We start from the raw sequence: 19,781 nt of genomic DNA on the forward strand, positions 1-19,781 counted from the left end.
CGATTACGGCAACGTCCGGCAACCACCGGCGTCGCGGACACGTTCCCGGAGCGTTCCGGGCGTACGCTCGGGGTGGATGCCGAAGACCCATGGTGTCCACGTTCCATCGCAGCATCGGTACGTCAGAGACGCCAAGGAGATGCCTCGTGACCCCCGGTCGCCCCCCGCGAGTGCTGGTCGACGCCACTAGTGTCCCCGCGGACAGAGGTGGTGTCGGCAGATATGTCGACGGATTGCTCGGCGCCCTCGGGCAGCTGGGCCCGGATCGTGTGGACCTGGCCGTGGTCGCCCAGCGTTCGGATGCGGAGCGTTACCGGCGGATGCTGCCGGATGCCGAGGTGTTGCCCGGCCCGGCCGCGATCGCGCACCGGCCCGCCCGGCTCGCCTGGGAGCAGACCGGCCTGCCGCTGCTGGTCCAGCAGGTCGGCGCGGAGGTCCTGCACTCGCCGTTCTACACCTGCCCGCTGCGGTCCAGCGTCCCGGTCACGGTGACCGTGCACGACGCGACGTTCTTCACCGAGCCGGAGCACTACGACAACACCAAGCGGACCTTCTTCCGCAGCGCGATCAAGACGTCGCTGCGCCGCGCCGCCCGGGTCATCGTGCCCAGCAAGGCGACCCGCGACGAGCTGATCCGGCTGCTCGACGCCGACCCCACCAAGATCGACGTGGCGTACCACGGTGTCGAGCAGGCCGCCTTCCACATGCCGACCGAGGAGGAGAAGGCGCGGGTCCGCGCCCGGCTCGGCCTCGGCGACTCCGGCTACGTCGCCTTCCTCGGCGCCAAGGAGCCGCGGAAGAACGTGCCCAACCTGATCCGTGGCTGGGCCCGCGCGGTGGCCGACTGGCCGCACCCGCCGGCGCTGGTGATCGCCGGTGGCCAGGGGCACGACGACGACATCGACCGCGCGGTCGCCGAGGTGCCGTCCCACCTGCGCCTGCTGCGCCCCGGCTATCTGCGCTACGCGGACCTGCCGGGCTTCCTCGGCGGCGCGCTGGTGGCCTGCTACCCGTCCTTCGGCGAGGGCTTCGGCCTGCCGATCCTGGAGGCGATGGCCTGCGGTGCCCCGGTGCTCACCACGCCCCGGCTCTCGCTTCCCGAGGTGGGCGGCGACGCGGTGGCGTACACCACCGAGGCGCCGGAGCGGATCGCCGTGGACCTCGCCGATCTCCTGCACGACGAGCAGCGCCGGCAGGCGTTGGCCAAGGCCGGCTTCGACAGGGCGAAAGAGTTCACCTGGGCGTCCAGCGCGGAGGTACACGTGGCCACGTGGAACCGGGTCGTCGTGTGATCGTCAACTAAACTCGACGCGCATGAGCGACGAACAGGATGTGCTGTACGGAGTGGTTCTGGCCGGCGGTACCGGAACCCGTCTGTGGCCACTGTCCCGCGCCGGTCATCCCAAGTTTCTGCACCCGTTGACCGGCACCGAGGCCTCGTTGTTGCAGGCCACGGTGGACCGGTTGGACACGTTGACCTCACCCGATCGGGTCTTTGTGGTGACCGGCGTGGCGCATGCCGCGGCGGTCTCCCGGCAACTCACCGCGATGCCCGACGAGAACGTTCTGGTCGAGCCGTCGCCGCGCGACTCCTGCGCCGCGATCGCGCTGGCCGCCGCGGTGATCGCCCGCCGGGACCCGGAGGCGATCATGGGCTCGTTCGCCTCCGACCACCTGATCACGGACAAGGAGGAGTTCGCCCGGGTGATCCGCCGCGCGATGGCGGGCGCCAAGGCCGGGCTCCTGATGACCCTGGGCATCACCCCGACCCGCCCGGAGACCGGGTACGGCTATCTCCAGTGCGGTGGCGCTGTCGGCGACGGCCCGGCGCTGAAGGTCGAGGAGTTCAAGGAGAAGCCGTCGTACGAGGTGGCCGAGGGCTACGTGAAGTCCGGCAACTACCTGTGGAACGCCGGCATGTTCGTCTGGCGGGCCGACGTCTTCCTCGCCGAGCTGGCCCGGCAGCAGCCGCAGCTGGCCGCCGGGGTGCGCCGGATCGCCGCGGCCTGGGGCACCGCCGAGCAGGAGGAGGTGCTCGGTGAGGTCTGGCCGACCCTGCCCCGCATCTCGGTGGACTACGCGGTGATGGAGGGCGCGGCCGGGGCCGGCCGGGTCGGCACCGTCCCGGGCGACTTCGGCTGGAACGACGTCGGCGACTTCCACACCCTCGGTGAGGTGCTCACCGCCGACCCGGCCGGCAACGTGGTGGTCGGCCACGACACCGGCGCCGAGCGGCCCACCGTGCTGCTGCGCGAGGCGGAGAACCTGGTGGTGGTGCCCGGTTCCGGTCGTCTGGTGGCCGCGATGGGCGTCCGCGACCTGGTCATCGTGGACACCACGGACGCCGTGCTGATCTGCCCGCGGGACCGTGCGCAGGAGGTCAAGAGCCTGGTCGACCAGCTCAAGGAGCTCGGCCAGCACGGCTACATCTGAGCCCCGCCGCCTACCAGCCGACGATGGTGTGCACTGTCGGCTGGTAGGTGCCGATCTGCAGCGACTTCATCCGGATCTCGTTGCGCTCCGGGTCGCCGAACTCCTCCAGCGTCGCGAAGGGCCCGCCGGTGGCCGGTCCCCGCACGCTGTACCGCAGCGAGTTCCCCCAGCCGCAGTTGTCGTCGCCGGTGGGGCAGGGCACCCACTTGAGGCCGACGAAGACCGAGGTGCCCGGCTTGACGGTGAGCGTCTCGGCGGGACCCGGCATCTCGACCTTCCGGGTCGGCACCTCGATCACCTCGTTGGCGGCGTTGACCGGGGCGACCGAGATCCATCCGTCGACGGTGCAGCTGTGCTTGCCGCCGTTGGTCAGGGTGACCATCCCGTACGCGGGCGACGCCGTTCCCTCGGTCTGGCGGGTGATGGTGGTCCGCAGGTCCGCGTCGCGGCACTTCCCGCCGGTGACCGCCGTCGTCGCGGCCGTCGTCGCGGCCGCCTTGGTCGAAGCCGTCCCGGTCGGAGCCGCCTTGGCGGGAGTCGCCTTCGTGGTGGCCGGCGCGGCCGCCGTGGGCTGGCCGGTGGCCGGTCCGGTCGCGCCGGAACAGCCGGCCGTCGTGCCGAGCAGGAGCAGAGCCGGGGCGGCGGCCCGGAGAACTCGGGTACGGAGGTCGCGCATGTGGATTCTCACCAGGTCCCTCGATCGGTTAACTAGGACCATCCTGTCAGGACGGCACGGCCTGCACTGAACCGGTTAACCGATGCGGCACGAACGGGGGAGAATCAGCCGAGCCGCGACCGGGCCGGGCCGATCTGCTGGACCACGCCGGCCGCCAGCGGGCTGGGCAGCGCGTCCGGCGCGAACCAGGCCAGGTCGGCCGACTCGTCGCTGATCCGCTCCACCGCGCCGGCCGGTGCGCGCAGCAGGAAGCGCACGTCGTAGTGCACCGACGGCTCGGCCGGCGCCCCGTCGGCGGCCCCGCAGCGCACCTCGTGGATGTCGATGTCGAGCGGCTCCGGGTCGAGGACCAGCCCGTCGATGCCGGACTCCTCGGTCGCCTCGCGCAGCGCCGCGGCCGCCAGGGTCTCGTCGCCCGGCTCGCAGTGCCCGCCGAGCTGCATCCACATGCCGAGCCGGCCGTGCAGGCAGAGCAGCACCCGGCCGGCGTCGTCGACGACCAGCGCGCTGGCCGTGACGTGACCGGCCCGGTGCGCGCGGGTCATCGCGTCCGGGCCGTCGGCGAGCAGGCCCAGGGTCCGCTTGCGGTTCGTCTCGGCCGTCTCCGACGTGGCGGTCCAGCTGGTCAGCACGCGAACCGCGTCCTCGTAGAGGTTCATCAGGATGCTCCGAAAGTCAGGGTCAGGCCCGCGTCGTCGATGGTGATGCCGCTGCTCAGGCCCTCGGCGGCGAGTGCCGCCCGGATCCGTGCGGCGTCCGTACCCAGCCGGACCAGGTCCGCGGGCCCGGGCCCGGCCGGGGTGAGGCGTACCGCGCCGCCCTCCTCGGCGATCCCGGTGCCGGGCGTGCCGAGCTCGGCGGCCAGCGCCGCGGCGCGCGGGGCCGCTTCCGGACCGGCCGGCGACGCGACATCAGGCAGGTGGGCGGCATCGAGCAGGCCTTGGGTACGCGCTTCCGCGGTGCCCAGCCGGAACATGTCGCTCTCCGAGTCCCGGATCAGCACCGACGCCCCGGCGCCGGTGGTGTCCGGCCGGTACGGATAACCGCGCACCACCGCCACCGGGACCCTGTCGCACTTGCCCTTGACCAGCTCGGCGGCGGCCGACAGCTCGTCGACCACGGCCATCTGGGTCAGGCTCAGCTCGTTGCCGTAGGGATCGACCTGACCGCGGTGGTCGAGCAGTGCCTCGATCCCGGCCGCGCCGAGCGCCACGTCGGTGAGCCCGTTGCGCCAGGCCCGGCCCATCGTGTCGGAGATGATCACCGCGACGTCCAGCCCGCGCGCGGCGAAGGCGGCGCGCAGCGCCTGGGCGGAGGCGTCCGGGCCGACCGGCAGCAGCACCAGATGGGTCTTGTCCACGTTCGACGCGTCGATGCCGGCGGCGGCCATCACGAAACCGTGGTGGGTCTGCACGATGGTGGTCGGCCCGCGGCGGGCCACCACCCGGGCGGTCTCCGACTCCAGCACCCGGAGCCGGGCGTCGTCGCGCTCCGGTCCGTCGGCCGGCACCTCGACCAGCCGGCCCTCCGCCTTCGACACGATCTTGCTGGTCACCACCAGCACGTCGCCGTCGGCCAGCCAGGGCGCGGCCGACGTGATCAGCTCGGCCAGGTCGTCGCCGGCGGTGACGTCGCCGATGCCCTCGACCGGCAGCACCTCCAGCCTCATCGGGCCAGCTCCAGCGCGTCGGCGACCATCCGGGTGGTGAGCGTCTCGTCCCGCATCCACAGCGGCACCGCGCGGGTGCGCACCCCGGGCACCTCGACGCCGGCGTCCGACGTGTCGACCAGCCAGCCGTCGAGCAGGCCGCCCTCGGCGCGCGGGCCGTACATCCGCCCGACCGCGCCGGCGCTCACCTCCACCTCCAGCGTGGCCAGGCACTTGTCGGCCATCCCCCGGACGGGTGAACCGCCGATGATGGGGGAGACGCCGACGACCGGGGCCGGGCCGTTCGCCACGGCGTCGCGGATCTCCGGCACGGCGAGGATCGGGGCGATGCTGACCACCGGGTTGCTGGGGGCGATCAGCACCACGTCGGCCTGCCCGATCGCGTCGAGCACCCCGGTCGCCGGCTTGGCGCTCTCCGCGCCGCGGAAGACGAACCGGTGCGTCGGCACCTCACCGCGGTAGCGCACCCACCACTCCTGGAAGTGGATCGCCTTGCGCTCGCCTTCCACATCGACGACGACGTGCGTCTCGAGCCGGTCGTCGGTGGCCGGCAGCAGGGTGATCCCGGGCTGCCAGCGCTCGCACAGCGCGGCGGTGACCTGGGAGAGCGGGAAACCGGCCTGCAGCATGGTGGTGCGCACCAGGTGGGTGGCGGTGTCCTTGTCGCCCAGGCCGAACCAGGACGGCTCGACGCCGTATCTCGCCAGTTCCTCCTTGACGACCCAGCTCTCCCCGACGCGGCCCCAGCCGCGCTCCGGGTCGGCCGCTCCGCCCAGCGTGTACATCACGCTGTCCAGATCGGGGCAGATCTGCAGCCCGTGCATCCGGACGTCGTCGCCGACGTTGACCACGGCGGTGACGTCGGCGCCGATGGCACGGGCGTGCGCGCGCACGCCGACGAGGAACCGGGCGCCGCCGATGCCCCCGGTGAGGACCACGATTCGCATTCGCCCATCCTCTCCCACCGGCGCCGCCGGGCCGGTTGCCGGGTCGCGGTTTACGCTGGGCGCACCTCGATCACCGTACGTCCGGGAGAAACCGTGACCACACCGCAGCCCACGCCGGCTGAGGGCAAACCGATCGGCCAGTACCTGACGCCGCTGCGCGACCTCGCCGCGTACGTCCTGGTCGGCGCCCCGGCCGTGTTCCTTTTCACGGCCGTCATCAGCCTCTTCAAGGACGGCTTCGTCGGCAGTTTCGGCGGCTTCGTCAACCTGGCGACGCTGTTCATGCCGCTGGCCGCCGTCCTGCTGGCCCATGTCCTCGAGCCGGTCCATCCGAAAGCCCGGCTGATCACGCTGGCCGCCGTCGTCGAGTACGCGGTGATGGGCTTCTTCGGCGTGATCTTCGGCCTGCTGTTCGCCGTGATCAAGCAGGCCACGTTCGACCCCGGTGGGGCGTTCCTGTCGCTGCTCGCCGAGGTCGCCTGGCTGGCGGTCTACGGCCTGGTGGCGTACGCCATGTTCCAGATCTGGCGGGGCATGTACACGGTGCCGAAACCGGCTACGCCGCCCGGGGTGTACGGGCGGCCGCAGTACGGGACGCCGTACGGGCAGCCGCCGGCGTACGGCGCGCCGCAGCCGCCGTTCCCGGGTCAGCCCGGGACACCGCCGGCCACCTACGGGCAGCCGACCCCGCCGCCGGCGACGTACGGGCAGCCCACCGCCGCGCCGGCGGCCGCTCCGGCACCGGCGGCGCCCGCTCCCGCGCCGGTGTTCCCGCCCGGCACCTACGGCCAGCCGGCCCCGCCGCCGTCCTGGAACCAGCCGCCGGTCACCACCCCGCCGGTCGGGACGGCGACACCGGCTTCCGCGCCCCCGGCGTCGGCACCGCCCGCTTCCGCGCCCCCGGCGTCCGCCTGGCCTGCCTCCGCGCCCCCGGCGTCCGCCCCGCCGGCCCCGGCCGCGCCGGCCGTGGATCCGGCCGCCATCGACCGCACCACCAAGCTCCCGGACGACCGTCCCGGCTTCGGCCCGGCCGACGCCGACCCGCCCCGGCAGTGAGTATTCCCGTCCACAGGTCCGTGCCGCGTGTCACACGACACTCGACGGGCCTGTGGACGGCGGCGGCACCCGGCCCGATTCCGGCCTAGTCTGCTCTTCGTGGCAGAGGTCAACCAGATCCCGACCGAGGCGAGCATCCGACGTGCGCTGCGGCGCGCCGCCGACGGTAAAGCGATCGACGCAGACGAGGCGACCGCGCTGCTCGCGGCCACCGGCGACCAATTCGACGAGTTGCTCACCATCGCCGGTGGGATCCGGGACGCCGGCCTGCGCGAGGCCGGCCGGCCCGGCGTGGTGACGTATTCGCGGAAGGTTTTCATCCCGCTCACCCGGCTCTGCCGGGATCGGTGTCACTACTGCACCTTCGCCACCGTGCCGCACCGGCTGCCGGCCGCGTTCCTGGAGCGTGACGAGGTCCTCCAGATCGCCCGGCAGGGTGCCGCGCAGGGCTGCAAGGAGGCGCTCTTCACCCTCGGCGACCGGCCCGAGGAGCGCTGGCCGGCCGCCCGGCAGTGGCTCGACGAGCGGGGTTACGACTCCACCCTGGACTACGTGCGGGCCTGCGCCATCGCGGTGCTGGAGGAGACCGGGCTGCTGCCGCACCTCAACCCCGGGGTGCTGAGCTGGGCCGAGCTGCAGCGGCTCAAGCCGGTCGCGCCGAGCATGGGGATGATGCTGGAGACCACCGCCACCCGGCTCTGGTCCGAGCCCGGCGGCCCGCACTACGGCTCGCCCGACAAGGAGCCCGCGGTCCGGCTCCGGGTCCTCGACGACGCCGGCCGGGTGGGCGTGCCGTTCACCACCGGCATCCTGATCGGCATCGGCGAGACCCCTGCCGAGCGGATCGACGCGCTGTTCGCGATGCGCCGCACCGCTCGCGAGTTCGGGCACGTGCAGGAGATCATCATTCAGAACTTCCGCGCCAAGCCGGACACGGCGATGCGCGGGATGCCCGACGCCGAGTTGCGCGAGCTGGCCGCCACGGTGGCCGTCGGCCGGATCATCATGGGTCCCCGGGCCCGCGTCCAGGCCCCGCCCAACCTGATCGACGACGAGTTCGCACTGCTGCTGCGGGCCGGCATCGACGACTGGGGCGGGGTGTCCCCGGTGACTCCGGACCACGTCAACCCGGAGCGCCCGTGGCCGCAGATCGACGTGCTGCGGGAGCGGTCCGCAGCGTCCGGGTTCACGCTGCGCGAGCGCCTCACGATCTACCCGGAGTATGTGCGGCGGGGCGGCGAGGGGTGGCTCGACCCGCGGCTGGCCGCGCACGTGGCAGCGCTCGCCGACCCGGCCGACGGCCTGGCCCGGGAGGACGTCACGCCGGTCGGCCTGCCGTGGCAGGAGCCGGAGGAGGTGTTCGGCACCGGGCGGACCGACCTGCACGCGGCGGTCGACAGCGAGGGCCGCACCGGCGACCGCCGATCCGACTTCGACTTCGTCTACGGCGACTGGGACGAGGTCGCCGCGCACGTCAAGAGCGCGCCGCGGACCGTGCCGACCGACGTGCTGGCCGGGCTCAAGCTCGCCTCGGCCGATCCGGCCGCGCTGCTGCTGCCGGAGCACGAGGAGAAGGCGATGGCGCTGTTCAACGCGGACGGCAGCGCGCTCGACGAGCTCACCCGGATCGCCGACGACCTGCGCCGGGAGGTCAACGGCGAGGACATCACCTACGTGGTGAACCGCAATATCAACTTCTCCAACGTCTGCTACGTGGGGTGCCGGTTCTGCGCCTTCGCCCAGCGGGAGAAGGACGCCGACGCCTATCGGCTCTCCGTCGAGCAGGTCGCCGACCGGGCCGAGGAGGCGTGGCGGGACGGCGCCTCCGAGGTGTGCATGCAGGGCGGCATCGACCCGAAGATGCCGGTTACCGCGTACGCCGATCTGGTCCGCGCGGTGAAGCAGCGGGTGCCGGGGATGCACGTCCACGCGTACTCGCCGATGGAGATCGTCACCGCGGCGTCCAAGGCGGGGGTGTCGATCCGGGAGTGGCTCACCGAGCTGCGCGAGGCCGGCCTGGGCACCATCCCGGGCACCGCCGCCGAGATCCTCGACGACGACGTGCGCTGGGTGCTGACCAAGGGCAAACTCCCGACCGCCACCTGGGTCGACGTGGTCACCACGGCACACCAGGTCGGCATCCGCTCCAGCTCGACGATGATGTACGGGCACGTCGACCACCCGCGCCAGTGGCTCGGCCACTTCCGGGTGCTGGCCGGCATCCAGGACGTGACCGGCGGCTTCACCGAGTTCGTCGCGTTGCCGTTCATCCACACCAACGCCCCGATCTATCTGGCCGGCATCGCCCGGCCCGGCCCCACCTGGCGGGAGAACCGGGTCGTCCACGCCATGGCCCGGGTCCTGCTGCACGGTCGCATCGACAACATCCAGTGCTCCTGGGTGAAACTCGGCGACGAGGGCACCCGGGTCATGCTCAACGGCGGCTGCAACGACCTCGGCGGCACCCTGATGGAGGAGACGATCTCCCGGATGGCCGGCTCGGAACACGGCTCCGCCCGCACGGTCTCCGAGCTGAAGGAGCTGGCCGCCGCCGCGGGCCGCCCCGCGGTCGAACGCACCACGGTCTACACCCGCCGCTGACCCTTTCGGCCCGCACGCTCCGGGTCTCGCCGCGGGCACTTCCGCGGTCGCTCCGGCCCGGCCCGCACCCCAGCGGGCCGGGCGCCGGGCTGAGCGCGGCTTCGCGCGTCGGGCCGTGTCGTTCCGGCTTCGCGCGTCGGGCCGTGTCGTTCCGGCTTCGCGCGTCGGGCCGTGTCGTTCCGGCTTCGCGCGTCGGGCCGCTTCGCTCCGGCTTCGCATGTCGGGCCGCGTCGCTTCCGGCTTCCCGCGTCGGGCCGCGTCGCTTCCGGCGCCGCGCGGGCCCGGCACGGGCGCGAGGTGGGCATCACCCCTTTCCGGTACGCCGAGAAGACCCCTTTCCGGTACGCCGGGAAGCTCCCGTCGCCTGAGCCCGTTCGCCGCCCGGCCCTGAGCCGGCTCTCGGCCTGAGCCCGCTTGCGGCCTGAAGTTGGCTCGCCTTCCAGTCCGTTCGCGGGTCTGCCCTGCGACGCCGGGCGCCGTGGGTGAGGCGGGTGCGTGGGGAACGACACGATGGTGGCGGGTTTCGATGGGGTGCCGGATGGGGATACCCGCGGCGCCGGTCAGGGTTGCGTGGTGCGTGTAGACGGTCTTATCTGGGCGGGACTGTCCCTCGTGGCGGAACGGGTTCGGATCGGTGGGCATGGACGGCGGGCACTGGTCCGAGCGGGACATGTCAGGGCCCGTCAGGATGAGTGGGGGCAGGATCGAGACGGCATGAGGGCTGGTCAGCCGCGGGTGTGCGGGCCTGGCCGGGGGTGCGGGGGCGGACCGGGCGACGGCTGGCTCGGCGGTGGGATGGCACCGTCGCGGGACCCCCCTTCACGGGAGGTAACAAATCGGGTTAAATTGGACGTCGAGGCCGGCCCTCGCGTTACCTTCCGGTGGCTCCGGGAGATAGGGCAGGAACGGGACTTCGGCGCGCCCTGGCGCCTCGGGGGAACGGGCCCATTTATCAGGTTCGGCTTGACGACGCACGTCTTACACGCGTGTAATTTTGGTGGGGTTGTGGGGTCGATGTGCAACTTTTGCGGCGAACCCACAGAAACACGCCGCGTGCGTGGGGGGTCAGCGTCGGCATCGCTGCCGGCGCAGAATTTGGAGGCACGCCGATGGAAGCGCAGGTTGAAGGGGTAGACCTGCTCGGGGACGCGCCCGAGTGGCAAGAGCGGGCGCTGTGTTCGCAGACCGATCCGGAAGCCTTCTTCCCGGAGAAGGGCGGATCGACGCGCGAGGCCAAGCGCATCTGCGGGCGCTGTGAGGTCAAGGCCGAATGTCTGGAGTACGCACTCGGTCACGATGAACGGTTCGGCATCTGGGGTGGACTGTCCGAACGTGAACGTCGCAAGCTGAAGCGCCGCGTCGCCTGACGACACCGCGACAGGCGCGGCGAGCGTCCCGCGCGCGGCACAGCGAGCGGACGGCGACGCGGTGGACGCGGCGACGGGGCGGTCAGACGCGGTGGACGCGGCGACGGGGGCGGTCAGACGCGGTGGACGCGGCGACGGGGGCGGTCAGACGCGGTGGACGCGGCGACGGGGGCGGTCAGACGACGTCAGAAAGACGCGGCGACCACGACGATCAGGCGGCGCGTCAAAGGCCGCGCGGGGGCGCGGGATCAGGCGGCGTCAGAGGCAGCGTGGGGGCGCGGCGATCAGGCGGTGACGGAAACCTGTGGTGAATCCGCGCGGGGGCGCGGCGATCGAGCGGCGTCGGGAGACCTGCGGTAAGGCGTGCGAGGGGGCACGGCGAGCCGCGCGGCGGCCGCGGCGATCAGGCGGCGTCGGGGGACCTGCGGTGATCCGCGCGGGGGCGCGGCACGAGCCGGGCGACGCGGCGGGCCACACCCGACGGTGGACCGCGAGGCTGACCGGCGTCAGGCCAGCTCGTCGGGGTCGACGCCGAGCAGGTTGGCGACCTGCTCGATGATGACGTCGTGGACCAGGTCGGCGAGGTCCTCGCGGTCCATCGCCCGGAACTCCAGCGGGCGGCGGTACAGCACGATCCGTGGTGGCAGCTCGTGCCGCCCCGGACGGCCGGGCAGCAGCCGGGCCAGGGGCACCTCGCCGTCCTCGAGCACGTCCGAGTCGTACACGTTCAGCTCGGGTGGCACGTCCTCGACGGCGAACTCGACGCCGGCCAGCTCCTTGGCATAACGCCGCTCCAGGCTCTCGACGGTGTCCAGCACCAGGTCGTCGAAGATCTCCGCCTTGGTGCGGGCCAGTGGCACGGTCGCCGGCACCAACCGGCCGCGCAGGCCGCGGCCGTGCCGATCACGCCGCGCCGGATGCCCCGGGCCGGTGGTACGCGCCGCCTTCGGGTCGGTACGGCGGCGTTCAGGGCTGGTGGTCACCTGCTGAGCGTATCCCCACCCGGGCGACATCAGTGGTCAGGCCGTTCCTCGCCGTGTGTCTCACCCGTTAATTCGTCCCATCGGGGCGGCGTGTCTGCCGACCATGGCCGAATCGTGATGCATCGCGGGTCGGCGTGTCGCGGGGTAACGCTCCCCTGAAGGCCCGGCGGGGCGATAGGTTGCCGCCGTGAGGTCACCACGGCGCTGCTCCCGGAACGGCTGTCCCCGACAGGCGGTCGCCACCCTGACCTACGTCTACAGCGATTCGACGGCTGTCGTCGGCCCGCTCGCGGCGTTCGCCGAGCCGCACACGTACGACCTGTGCGAGCCGCACGCCCGCAGCCTCACCGCCCCGCGAGGCTGGGACCTGGTCCGGCACGACGGCGACTTCGCACCCCCACCCCCCACCACCGACGATCTGGTCGCCCTGGCCGAGGCGGTGCGGGAGGCGGCCCGTCCGGCGCCCCCACGCCCCGACGAGGACCACACCCCGCAGACCGGCCGTCGCGGCCACCTCCGCGTCATCCCGCCCTCCCACTGACCCGCCGCCTGGAGCAGAGGCGCCCGGACCCGCCGCCTGGAACAGAGGCGCCCGGAACCGCGCCTCGAACAGAGGCGCCCGGAACCGCGCCTGGAGCAGGGCGGGACGAGTGGGACTCGCCCGCGGCGGGAGAAGCCGCGGGCGGAACCGAGCCACGGACACGCTGTGACCGCGCTCCGGGACACACCCGTGAGTCGCCCGGTCGGTCCCGAGCGGGATCACGTCGCGGGCTGGCCACGGGACGCGGCTGCTGCGGTGGTGGCAGCCCGAGGCCGTACCGGGAAAAAACGAGGCTCCCGGAAGCCGGACGGCGACCGGAAGCCTCGGCGGACCCGACGCGGGCGATCCCGGACGTCAGGGCAGGGCGATCAGGTGAAAGCGTTTGCGCAGGTAGGGGATCAGGACCCGGTAGGCGCGGATGGTGTCCGGCTGGGCGTAGTCGTGGGAGAGGACGATCGCGCCCGGGTGGGTGTGCCGTTTCACCGAGCTGATGACGCGGCTGGTGTGTGCGCCGTCGGACTCGGTCTTGCCGTGCTCCCAGTCGCGGGGATCGACCTTCCAGTAGATCGAGGACATGCCAAGTTGCTTCGCGGTTTTCACGATCTGCGAAGTGAAGTTGCCGCCCGGGGCGCGGAAGTAGCTGATCTTCGCGTTCGGGACGGCGGCGCGGATGGCGGCGTTGGTGCGCTCCATGTCGGCGCGGATCTGGGCGGGCTTCTTCTTGCCCAGTCGCAGGTCGTGGTTCCAGGTGTGGTTGCACAGGGCGTGACCGCCGGCCGCGATCTTGCGGACCAGGTCGGGGTGCCGCTTCACGTTCTCCCCGACCAGGCAGAAGGTGGCTTTCACCTTCTCCTTGGCGAGGATCTTGAGCAGAGCCGGGGTGTTGGCCGGGTCTGGGCCGTCGTCGAAGGTGAGCGCGACGTCCTTGGTCCCGGTGGTGAGCCGGCTGCCGCCCGGGCCGGTGCGGCCTTTCGGGTGTTTCGGGATCGCGGTGCTCTCGGTGCGCGGCTTGGTCTTGGTGGGCGTGGGCGCCGGCTTGGTCGTCGGCTTGGCGGCCGGAGTGCCGGTGGCCGGATCGCTGGTGGCCGGCGTGGCGATCGCCGGCGTGGCCACCGCGGGCGGGGCCGCCTCGCTGTGGGACGACTCGGCGGCAGCCGCCTGGCCCACCAGCCCCAGCATGATCAGCGACATGCTGATCAGCAGAGCCTTTCGGGTATGGGACAGCCGCATCGATTACCTCCCCAGATCATCGGCGGACTGACGAGGATGCCTCGTGACCCGACCGGTCGCCAAGTCCCGAACGCATCTTTCGCACTCTTTTGGGAACTCATCAGCGTTCGCTGTCGTATCCTCGCGCACCGCGTCCAGTCCACGCGCACGCCCGTAAATGGACGGAATTGATGGCAATAGCCGCTTTTGTCGTCCGGGGCGGGCCCGCCGATCGACCAGACTGTTCCCATGAGTATCGATCCGGAAGCGATCCGTGACATCGCCCCTCACCCGCGCGAGGAACACCCGTCCGTGGCGGTCACCCTGCGCCCGGTCGGTGAAGAAGATCTCAGTCTGCTGCGCCGGTTCCTCGTCGAGCCCGGCCTGGTCGGCCTGGACTGGAACGGTTTCCGCGACCCCGGCGAGGTGGACCGCCGGTTCGCCGAGAACGGCTGTCTCGCCCCCGAACTGAGCAACCTGATCGTGGACGTCGACGGGGTCGCCACCGGTGCGGTGGCCCACCGTGAGATGACCTTCGCCGGGCGCGGGCCGTTCCAGGAGATCGGGATCGCGCTGCTGCCGGAGTTCCGCGGCCGGGGGATCGGCTGGCGGGCGCAGGCGCTGCTCTGCGACTACCTATTCCAGCACTGGCCGATCCAGCGGATCCAGGCCGGCACCCATCCGGAGAACGTCGCCGAGCAGAAGGCCCTGGTCAAGGCCGGTTTCCAGCGGGAGGGGACGATCCGGGCGGCGGAGTTCCGGGCCGGGGAGTGGCGCGACGGGGTGCTCTTCAGCCGGCTGCGCGGCGATCCGGCCCCGGAGAGGTGAACCCGATCGGGGTACGCCGCGAGCGGTCCCGCCACGGATGATCTCGGCGGGACCGCTCACGGCGTACGCGAAACGGGTTCAGCGGGTCAGTTCGGCCTGCTCCTGCTCGGTCAGCAGGCGGGAGCGGATCAGGAAGCGGACACCCTCGGGAGCCTCCAGCGAGAAGCCGGCGCCGCGCCCGGGGACCACGTCCACCGTGAGATGCGTGTGTTTCCAGAGCTCGAACTGCGCGGCCGACATCCAGAACGCGATGGGCTCCGGCACCCCCTCGATCGCCAGAGACTCCAGGAGCACGTCCGAGCCGCCGGTGCGGAACTCGCCCGCCGGGTAACACATCGGCGAGCTGCCGTCGCAGCAGCCGCCGGACTGGTGGAACATCAGTGGGCCGTGTTGCTCCCGCAGCTGCCGCATCATCGCGGCGGCTGCCGGAGTCACGTCGACGCGATTCGCCATGACCGCACGTCCTAGAAGAAGCCCATGGCCTTGGGGGAATAGCTGACCAGGAGGTTCTTGGTCTGCTGGTAGTGATCGAGCATCATCTTGTGGTTCTCCCGGCCGATCCCGGACTGCTTGTAACCGCCGAACGCGGCGTGCGCCGGGTACAGGTGGTAGCAGTTCGTCCAGACCCGGCCGGCCTTGATCGCCCGCCCGGCCCGGTACGCCCTGGTGCCGTCCCGTGTCCACACCCCGGCGCCGAGCCCGTAGAGCGTGTCGTTGGCGATCTTGATGGCGTCGTCGAAGTCGGCGAACGGGGTCACCGACACCACCGGCCCGAAGATCTCCTCCTGGAAGATCCGCATGCTGTTGCGGCCCTCGAAGATCGTCGGTTGCACGTAGTACCCGCCGGCCAGGTCGCCACCGAGCTCCGCCTTGCTGCCGCCGGTCAGCGCCTTGGCGCCCTCCTGCCGGCCGATGTCCAGGTACGACATGATCTTCTCGTACTGGTCGTTGGAGGCCTGTGCGCCGACCTGGGTGTCGGTGTCCAGCGGGTTGCCCTGCCTGAGGTTCTCCACCCGCTTCACCGCGGCGGCCAGGAAGTCCGCGTAGTGCCCCTGCTGGATCAGCGCCCGCGACGGGCAGGTGCAGACCTCGCCCTGGTTCAGCGCGAACATCGCGAAGCCCTCTTGCGCCTTGTCGAAGAAGTCGTCGTCGGCGCTGCTCACGTCGTCGAAGAAGATGTTCGGGCTCTTGCCGCCGAGCTCCAGGGTGACCGGGATCAGGTTCTCCGAGGCGTACTGCATGATCAGGCGGCCGGTGGTGGTCTCGCCGGTGAAGGAGACCTTGGCCACCCGGCTCGAGCTGGCCAGCGGCTTGCCGGCCTCCACGCCGAAGCCGTTGACGATGTTCAGCACGCCGGGCGGCAGTAGGTCGCCGATCAGCGACATCAGGTAGTGGATCGAGGCCGGGGTCTGCTCGGCGGGCTTGAGCACCACGGCGTTGCCGGCCGCGAGCGCCGGGGCGAGCTTCCAGGTGGCCATCAGGATCGGGAAGTTCCACGGGATGATCTGGCCGACCACGCCGAGCGGCTCGTGGAAGTGGTACGCCACGGTGTCCTCGTCGATCTCGCCGGCGGTGCCCTCCTGGGCCCGGATGGCGCCGGCGAAGTACCGGAAGTGGTCGACCGCCAGGGGCAGGTCGGCGGCCAGCGTCTCGCGGACCGGCTTGCCGTTCTCCCAGGACTCGGCGACCGCGAGCTTCTCCAGGTTCTGCTCGATCCGGTCGGCGATCTTGTTGAGGACGGCCGCTCGCTCGGCGGTCGAGGTGCGGCCCCACGCGCCGGCAGCGCCGTGCGCCGCGTCGAGAGCCTTCTCCACGTCGTCGGCGGTGCCCCGGGCGACCTCGGTGAACGCCTGGCCGGTGACCGGAGTGGGGTTCTCGAAGTACTGGCCCTTGGCGGGCGGTACGTACTCGCCGCCGATGTAGTGGTCGTAGCGGGACTGGTAGCTGACGATCGAGCCCTCGGAGCCGGGCGGGGTGTATGTGGTCACGGTCTCGCCTCCCTCATCGAGGCGGACGCTAGTCAGCCGAAGGTTGCGGGAACGTTGCACGCGTACTCGCGGGCCAGTTCGGCGACGCGCCGGGTGGCGACCGGGTCGTGCGGGGCGAGCGCGGCGTAGGCCTCCCAGAGCTCCAGGTCGTCGGTGCCGTGCGGGGTGCTCAGCCAACTCTGCAGGATCCGGCGGTCGCCGCTGCCGAGGATCGCCGCCCGGAGGCGGTCGTCCAGCAGCCGGCGGAGCCGGACGATGCCCGGGGCATCGGAGCCGGGCAGCAGTGGGCCGGGGTAGTGCGCCAGGGCCTCACCGACCAGCCCGCGATCGAGCAGTTCGGCTGTCACGGCGATGTCGGTCGTCATCCCTTGACGCAGCCGGTAGGGCCGCGAGTCCAGCAACTCCGCGCCGAGAATGCGCCGCAGCCGGGACATCTCCGCGCGGATCGTCACCGGACTGAGGTCGTCGCCGTAGAGGTCGAGGCCGAGTTGATCACCGGTCCGGCCCTCGGGGTGGGTGGTCAGCAGGATCAGCAGCTCGGAGTGCCGCCGGCTGAGACGCGTCCGGATGTTCCCGGCGACGAGGAGCGCTTCGTCGCGGCCCAGCGCGGTCACCGCCGGACGATCGCGGGGCGGTTCCCTCAGGTACGCCTCGGCCGCCAGCGCCGTGGCCCGCACCAGGGCCAGGCTGTGCGGGTTCGCCAGGTAGTCGCCGCCGGTCACGTCGACGGCGCCGAGCAGCCGCCCGGTGCCCGGATCGTGGATCGGCGCGGCGGTGCAGGTCCAGCGCTGCACCGGCCGGCTGAAGTGCTCGGTCGCGAAGATCTGCAGCGCGTGGTCGACGGCGAGCGCGGTGCCCGGCGCGTTGGTGCCGGCGTGCGCCTCGTCCCAGCGGGCGCCCGGCACGAAGTTCATCGAGGCGGCCCCGCGCAGCGTGCCGGCGTTCCCCTCGACCCAGAGCAGCCGCCCGTGCGCGTCGCAGACCGCCAGGATGTGCTCGCCGTCCTCGGCCAGCCCGCCGAGCAGGTCCCGGAAGAGCGGCATGACCCGGGACAACGGGTGCGCCGCGCGGTAGGCCTCCAGCTCGTCGTCGCAGAGGTCGATCGGCGCCGTGCTGTCCGCCCCGATCCAGGCCGCCGACCGGGCCCAGGACTCCGCCACCACGGCGCGCAGGCGTTCCGGAGGGGCGCCGTTGACGAAACGCTCGTGGGCGCGGCCCACCTGGCGGATCCGCTCCGCCGGGTCGTCACCGGGGGCCAGGGCAAGCCACGGATTCACCGGCAGCACCTCCAGACCCACCCATCGTGACGCGCCTCACGACCAGAGACAACGGTCTCTATGCTCGCGAGTCGTGCAGCCGTGGCCCCGTACCGAAGAAGAAGCCCGAGCCGTGCAGGACCTGCTGCGCGCCCAGGTCGTCGCCGAGCCGGGCCCCGCGTCCCCGGCGACGGTGGCCGGCCTCGACGTCGCCTACTCGGCCGACGACGACCGGCTGGCCGCGGCGGTGGTGGTGCTGGACGCGGCGGACCTCACGGTCCGCGACACCGCTGTGGTCAGAGGCAAACCCGCTTTTCCGTACGTGCCGGGCCTGTTCGCCTTCCGGGAGGTGCCGGCGCTGCTCGACGCCCTCGGCAAGCTGACCGTGCGGCCGGAGGTGCTGATCTGTGACGGGCACGGGCTGGCCCACCCGCGCCGGTTCGGGCTCGCCGCGCACCTGGGGGTGCTCACCGGCCTGCCGTCCTTCGGGGTGGGCAAGACCCGGTTGGTCGGCGAGTGGGCGCCGGTCGGCGAGACGCGAGGCAGCCGGTCGGCGCTCGTCGACGGCGGCGAGCCGGTGGGTGCGGTACTGCGCACCCAGACCGGGGTGAAGCCGGTGTTCGTCTCGGTCGGGCACCGGATCGACCTGGACACCGCGTGCGCGCTCACGCTGCGGCTGGCCCCGCGGTACCGGCTGCCGGAGACCACCCGGGCGGCCGATCGGGTCTGCCGTGATCTGCTCGGTTGAGTGCCGGTCACGCGGTTGAAACCATGCGGCGCGTGCTGCTCCGTTACCCTCGCTCCAAACAGGGCTTTTCGGTGAGGAGTCAGCGGGTGCTGGATCTGTCCCAGATCATCAAGGCGTACGACGTGCGGGGCATCGTCCCTGATCAGTTCAGCGAGCCGGTGGCCCGCGCGATCGGCACGGCGTTCGTCGAGATGCTGCGCGAGTCCGGCGACGAGCCCGACCAGATCGTGATCGCGCACGACATGCGGGAGTCCGGTCCCGGCCTGGCCGCCGCGTTCGCCCGCGGCGTCAACGCGGCCGGCACCGGCGTGATCAACATCGGGCTGGCCTCGACCGACCAGCTGTACTACGCCTCCGGGTCGCTCAACCTGCCCGGCGCGATGTTCACCGCCAGCCACAACCCGGCGCAGTACAACGGGATCAAGCTGTGCCGGGCCGGCGCCCGCCCGGTGGGGCAGGACAGCGGCCTGGTGGTGGTCCGGCAGCGGGCCCAGGAGCTGCTGCGCGACCTGAACGCCGAGGCCGACGGCCCGTCCCGGGTCGAGCAGCGCGACCTGCTCGGCGACTACGCCGCGCACCTGCGCCGGCTGGTCGACCTCAGCGGCATCCGCCCGCTCAAGGTGATCGTGGACGCCGGCAACGGGATGGGCGGGTACACCGTGCCGGCCGTGCTCGGCGACCAGGTCCTCGACGCGCTGCCGCTGACCATCGTGCCGCTCTTCTTCGAGCTGGACGGCTCGTTCCCGAACCACGAGGCCAACCCGCTGGACCCGAAGAACCTGGTGGACCTGCAGAACGCGGTCCGCCAGCAGGGCGCCGACATCGGGCTGGCGTTCGACGGCGACGCGGACCGCTGCTTCGTGATCGACGAGAACGGCGACCCGGTCTCGCCGTCCGCGATCACCGCGCTGGTCGCCGCCCGCGAGCTGGCCAAGTTCCCGGGCAGTGTGATCATTCACAACCTGATCACCTCGGCCGCGGTCCCGGAGATCATCCTGGAGAACGGCGGCAAGCCGATCCGCAGCCGGGTCGGCCACTCGTTCATCAAGGCCGAGATGGCCGATTCCAACGCGGTCTTCGGCGGCGAGCACTCGGCGCACTACTACTTCCGGGACTTCTGGTTCGCCGACACCGGCATGCTCGCCGCCATGCACGTGCTGGCCGCGCTCGGCGGGCAGGACCGGCCGCTCTCCGAGTTCGCCGCGGAGTACGAGCGGTACACCGCGTCCGGTGAGATCAACTCCACGGTGGCCGACGCCGCCGCGAAGAGCGCCGAGGTGCGCGCCGCCTTCCCGGACGCCCAGGTGGACGATCTGGACGGACTGACCTTCTCGTTCGAGGACGGGTCCTGGTTCAACCTGCGGGCGTCCAACACGGAGCCGCTGCTGCGCCTGAACGTCGAGGCGGCGGACGCCGCCCGGATGGCCTCGCTCAGGGACCGGGTGCTCGCCATCGTTCGCGGATAGGATCGCGGGGACA

18 protein-coding genes are annotated in these 19,781 nt (G+C 72.0%); 9 read left to right on the forward strand and 9 right to left on the reverse strand.

Going from position 1 to position 19,781, the window contains the following annotated elements:
• Positions 1-146: 146 nt before the first annotated feature.
• Together Actob_RS04350 and Actob_RS04355 are read left to right on the forward strand one after the other, a co-directional pair.
• Entirely contained in the window at positions 147-1,292 is a 1,146-nt protein-coding gene (locus tag Actob_RS04350; RefSeq protein WP_284918757.1) for a glycosyltransferase family 4 protein, read from the forward strand.
• Positions 1,293-1,314: 22 nt separating this feature from the next.
• Entirely contained in the window at positions 1,315-2,433 is a 1,119-nt protein-coding gene (locus tag Actob_RS04355) for a mannose-1-phosphate guanylyltransferase (RefSeq protein WP_407653560.1), read from the forward strand.
• 10 nt (positions 2,434-2,443) lie between these two features.
• Here Actob_RS04355 and Actob_RS04360 read toward each other — a convergent pair whose 3' ends face one another.
• From Actob_RS04360 to cofD, 4 genes are all read right to left on the reverse strand, one after another.
• Positions 2,444-3,109: a DUF4232 domain-containing protein gene (locus Actob_RS04360; RefSeq protein WP_284918759.1), complete on the reverse strand. Its 666-nt coding sequence runs from the start codon at positions 3,107-3,109 to the stop codon at positions 2,444-2,446.
• Between the two features lie 104 nt (positions 3,110-3,213).
• Positions 3,214-3,768 carry an NUDIX hydrolase gene (locus tag Actob_RS04365; RefSeq protein WP_284918760.1) on the reverse strand — a complete coding sequence of 185 codons (555 nt, stop codon included), beginning with the start codon at positions 3,766-3,768 and terminating at the stop codon, positions 3,214-3,216.
• On the reverse strand, positions 3,768-4,778 hold the full coding sequence (locus tag Actob_RS04370; RefSeq protein ID WP_284918761.1) for a coenzyme F420-0:L-glutamate ligase: 1,011 nt from the start codon (positions 4,776-4,778) through the stop codon (positions 3,768-3,770). Before Actob_RS04370 ends, Actob_RS04365 begins: the two co-directional genes overlap by 1 nt.
• Positions 4,775-5,725, reverse strand: coding sequence for a 2-phospho-L-lactate transferase (gene cofD, locus Actob_RS04375; RefSeq protein ID WP_284918762.1), 951 nt, complete (start codon positions 5,723-5,725; stop codon positions 4,775-4,777). Before cofD ends, Actob_RS04370 begins: the two co-directional genes overlap by 4 nt.
• Positions 5,726-5,818: 93 nt before the next feature.
• On the opposite strand from cofD, the gene Actob_RS04380 reads away from it, so the two are divergent.
• The 3 genes from Actob_RS04380 to Actob_RS04390 all read left to right on the forward strand — a co-directional run bounded on the left by Actob_RS04380 (position 5,819) and on the right by Actob_RS04390 (position 10,749).
• The gene (locus Actob_RS04380) at positions 5,819-6,781 is read left to right on the forward strand and encodes a hypothetical protein (protein ID WP_284918763.1); all 963 of its coding nucleotides are present in this window, start codon (positions 5,819-5,821) and stop codon (positions 6,779-6,781) included.
• A 99-nt stretch (positions 6,782-6,880) separates the two neighbouring features.
• Complete coding sequence (locus Actob_RS04385) at positions 6,881-9,382, forward strand: bifunctional FO biosynthesis protein CofGH (RefSeq protein WP_284918765.1); 2,502 nt, start codon at positions 6,881-6,883, stop codon at positions 9,380-9,382.
• Between the two features lie 1,109 nt (positions 9,383-10,491).
• Entirely contained in the window at positions 10,492-10,749 is a 258-nt protein-coding gene (locus Actob_RS04390) for a WhiB family transcriptional regulator (protein WP_014688021.1), read from the forward strand.
• Positions 10,750-11,255: 506 nt separating this feature from the next.
• Here the strand turns inward: Actob_RS04390 and Actob_RS04395 are convergent.
• On the reverse strand, positions 11,256-11,732 hold the full coding sequence (locus Actob_RS04395; protein ID WP_370644366.1) for a metallopeptidase family protein: 477 nt from the start codon (positions 11,730-11,732) through the stop codon (positions 11,256-11,258).
• Between the two features lie 187 nt (positions 11,733-11,919).
• Here Actob_RS04395 and Actob_RS04400 point away from each other — a divergent pair, with 187 nt between their 5' ends.
• Positions 11,920-12,273 (forward strand): DUF3499 domain-containing protein, encoded by a 354-nt coding sequence (locus Actob_RS04400; RefSeq protein ID WP_284918767.1) that lies wholly within the window; start codon positions 11,920-11,922, stop codon positions 12,271-12,273.
• A gap of 354 nt (positions 12,274-12,627) precedes the next feature.
• Here the strand turns inward: Actob_RS04400 and Actob_RS04405 are convergent, their stop codons facing one another.
• Positions 12,628-13,503 (reverse strand): polysaccharide deacetylase family protein, encoded by an 876-nt coding sequence (locus Actob_RS04405; protein WP_284918768.1) that lies wholly within the window; start codon positions 13,501-13,503, stop codon positions 12,628-12,630.
• Positions 13,504-13,731: 228 nt separating this feature from the next.
• Between Actob_RS04405 and Actob_RS04410 the strand changes: the two genes are divergently transcribed.
• On the forward strand, positions 13,732-14,310 hold the full coding sequence (locus tag Actob_RS04410; RefSeq protein ID WP_284918769.1) for a GNAT family N-acetyltransferase: 579 nt from the start codon (positions 13,732-13,734) through the stop codon (positions 14,308-14,310).
• 78 nt (positions 14,311-14,388) lie between these two features.
• On the opposite strand, the gene Actob_RS04415 is transcribed toward Actob_RS04410, so the two are convergent.
• The 3 genes from Actob_RS04415 to Actob_RS04425 are packed head-to-tail and all read right to left on the reverse strand — an operon-like array spanning position 14,389 to position 17,575.
• Positions 14,389-14,763 (reverse strand): DUF779 domain-containing protein, encoded by a 375-nt coding sequence (locus Actob_RS04415; RefSeq protein ID WP_284918770.1) that lies wholly within the window; start codon positions 14,761-14,763, stop codon positions 14,389-14,391.
• A gap of 11 nt (positions 14,764-14,774) precedes the next feature.
• The gene (exaC, locus tag Actob_RS04420) at positions 14,775-16,298 is read right to left on the reverse strand and encodes an acetaldehyde dehydrogenase ExaC (protein ID WP_284918771.1); all 1,524 of its coding nucleotides are present in this window, start codon (positions 16,296-16,298) and stop codon (positions 14,775-14,777) included.
• 32 nt (positions 16,299-16,330) lie between these two features.
• Positions 16,331-17,575 (reverse strand): GAF domain-containing protein, encoded by a 1,245-nt coding sequence (locus Actob_RS04425; protein WP_284918772.1) that lies wholly within the window; start codon positions 17,573-17,575, stop codon positions 16,331-16,333.
• A gap of 73 nt (positions 17,576-17,648) precedes the next feature.
• On the opposite strand from Actob_RS04425, the gene nfi reads away from it, so the two are divergent.
• Both nfi and Actob_RS04435 read left to right on the forward strand, forming a co-directional pair.
• Positions 17,649-18,302, forward strand: coding sequence for a deoxyribonuclease V (nfi, locus tag Actob_RS04430; RefSeq protein ID WP_284918774.1), 654 nt, complete (start codon positions 17,649-17,651; stop codon positions 18,300-18,302).
• A gap of 86 nt (positions 18,303-18,388) precedes the next feature.
• The gene (locus Actob_RS04435; RefSeq protein WP_284918775.1) at positions 18,389-19,768 is read left to right on the forward strand and encodes a phosphomannomutase/phosphoglucomutase; all 1,380 of its coding nucleotides are present in this window, start codon (positions 18,389-18,391) and stop codon (positions 19,766-19,768) included.
• Positions 19,769-19,781 lie beyond the last annotated feature (13 nt).

This window comes from Actinoplanes oblitus, assembly GCF_030252345.1.
Taxonomy (GTDB): domain Bacteria; phylum Actinomycetota; class Actinomycetes; order Mycobacteriales; family Micromonosporaceae; genus Actinoplanes; species Actinoplanes oblitus.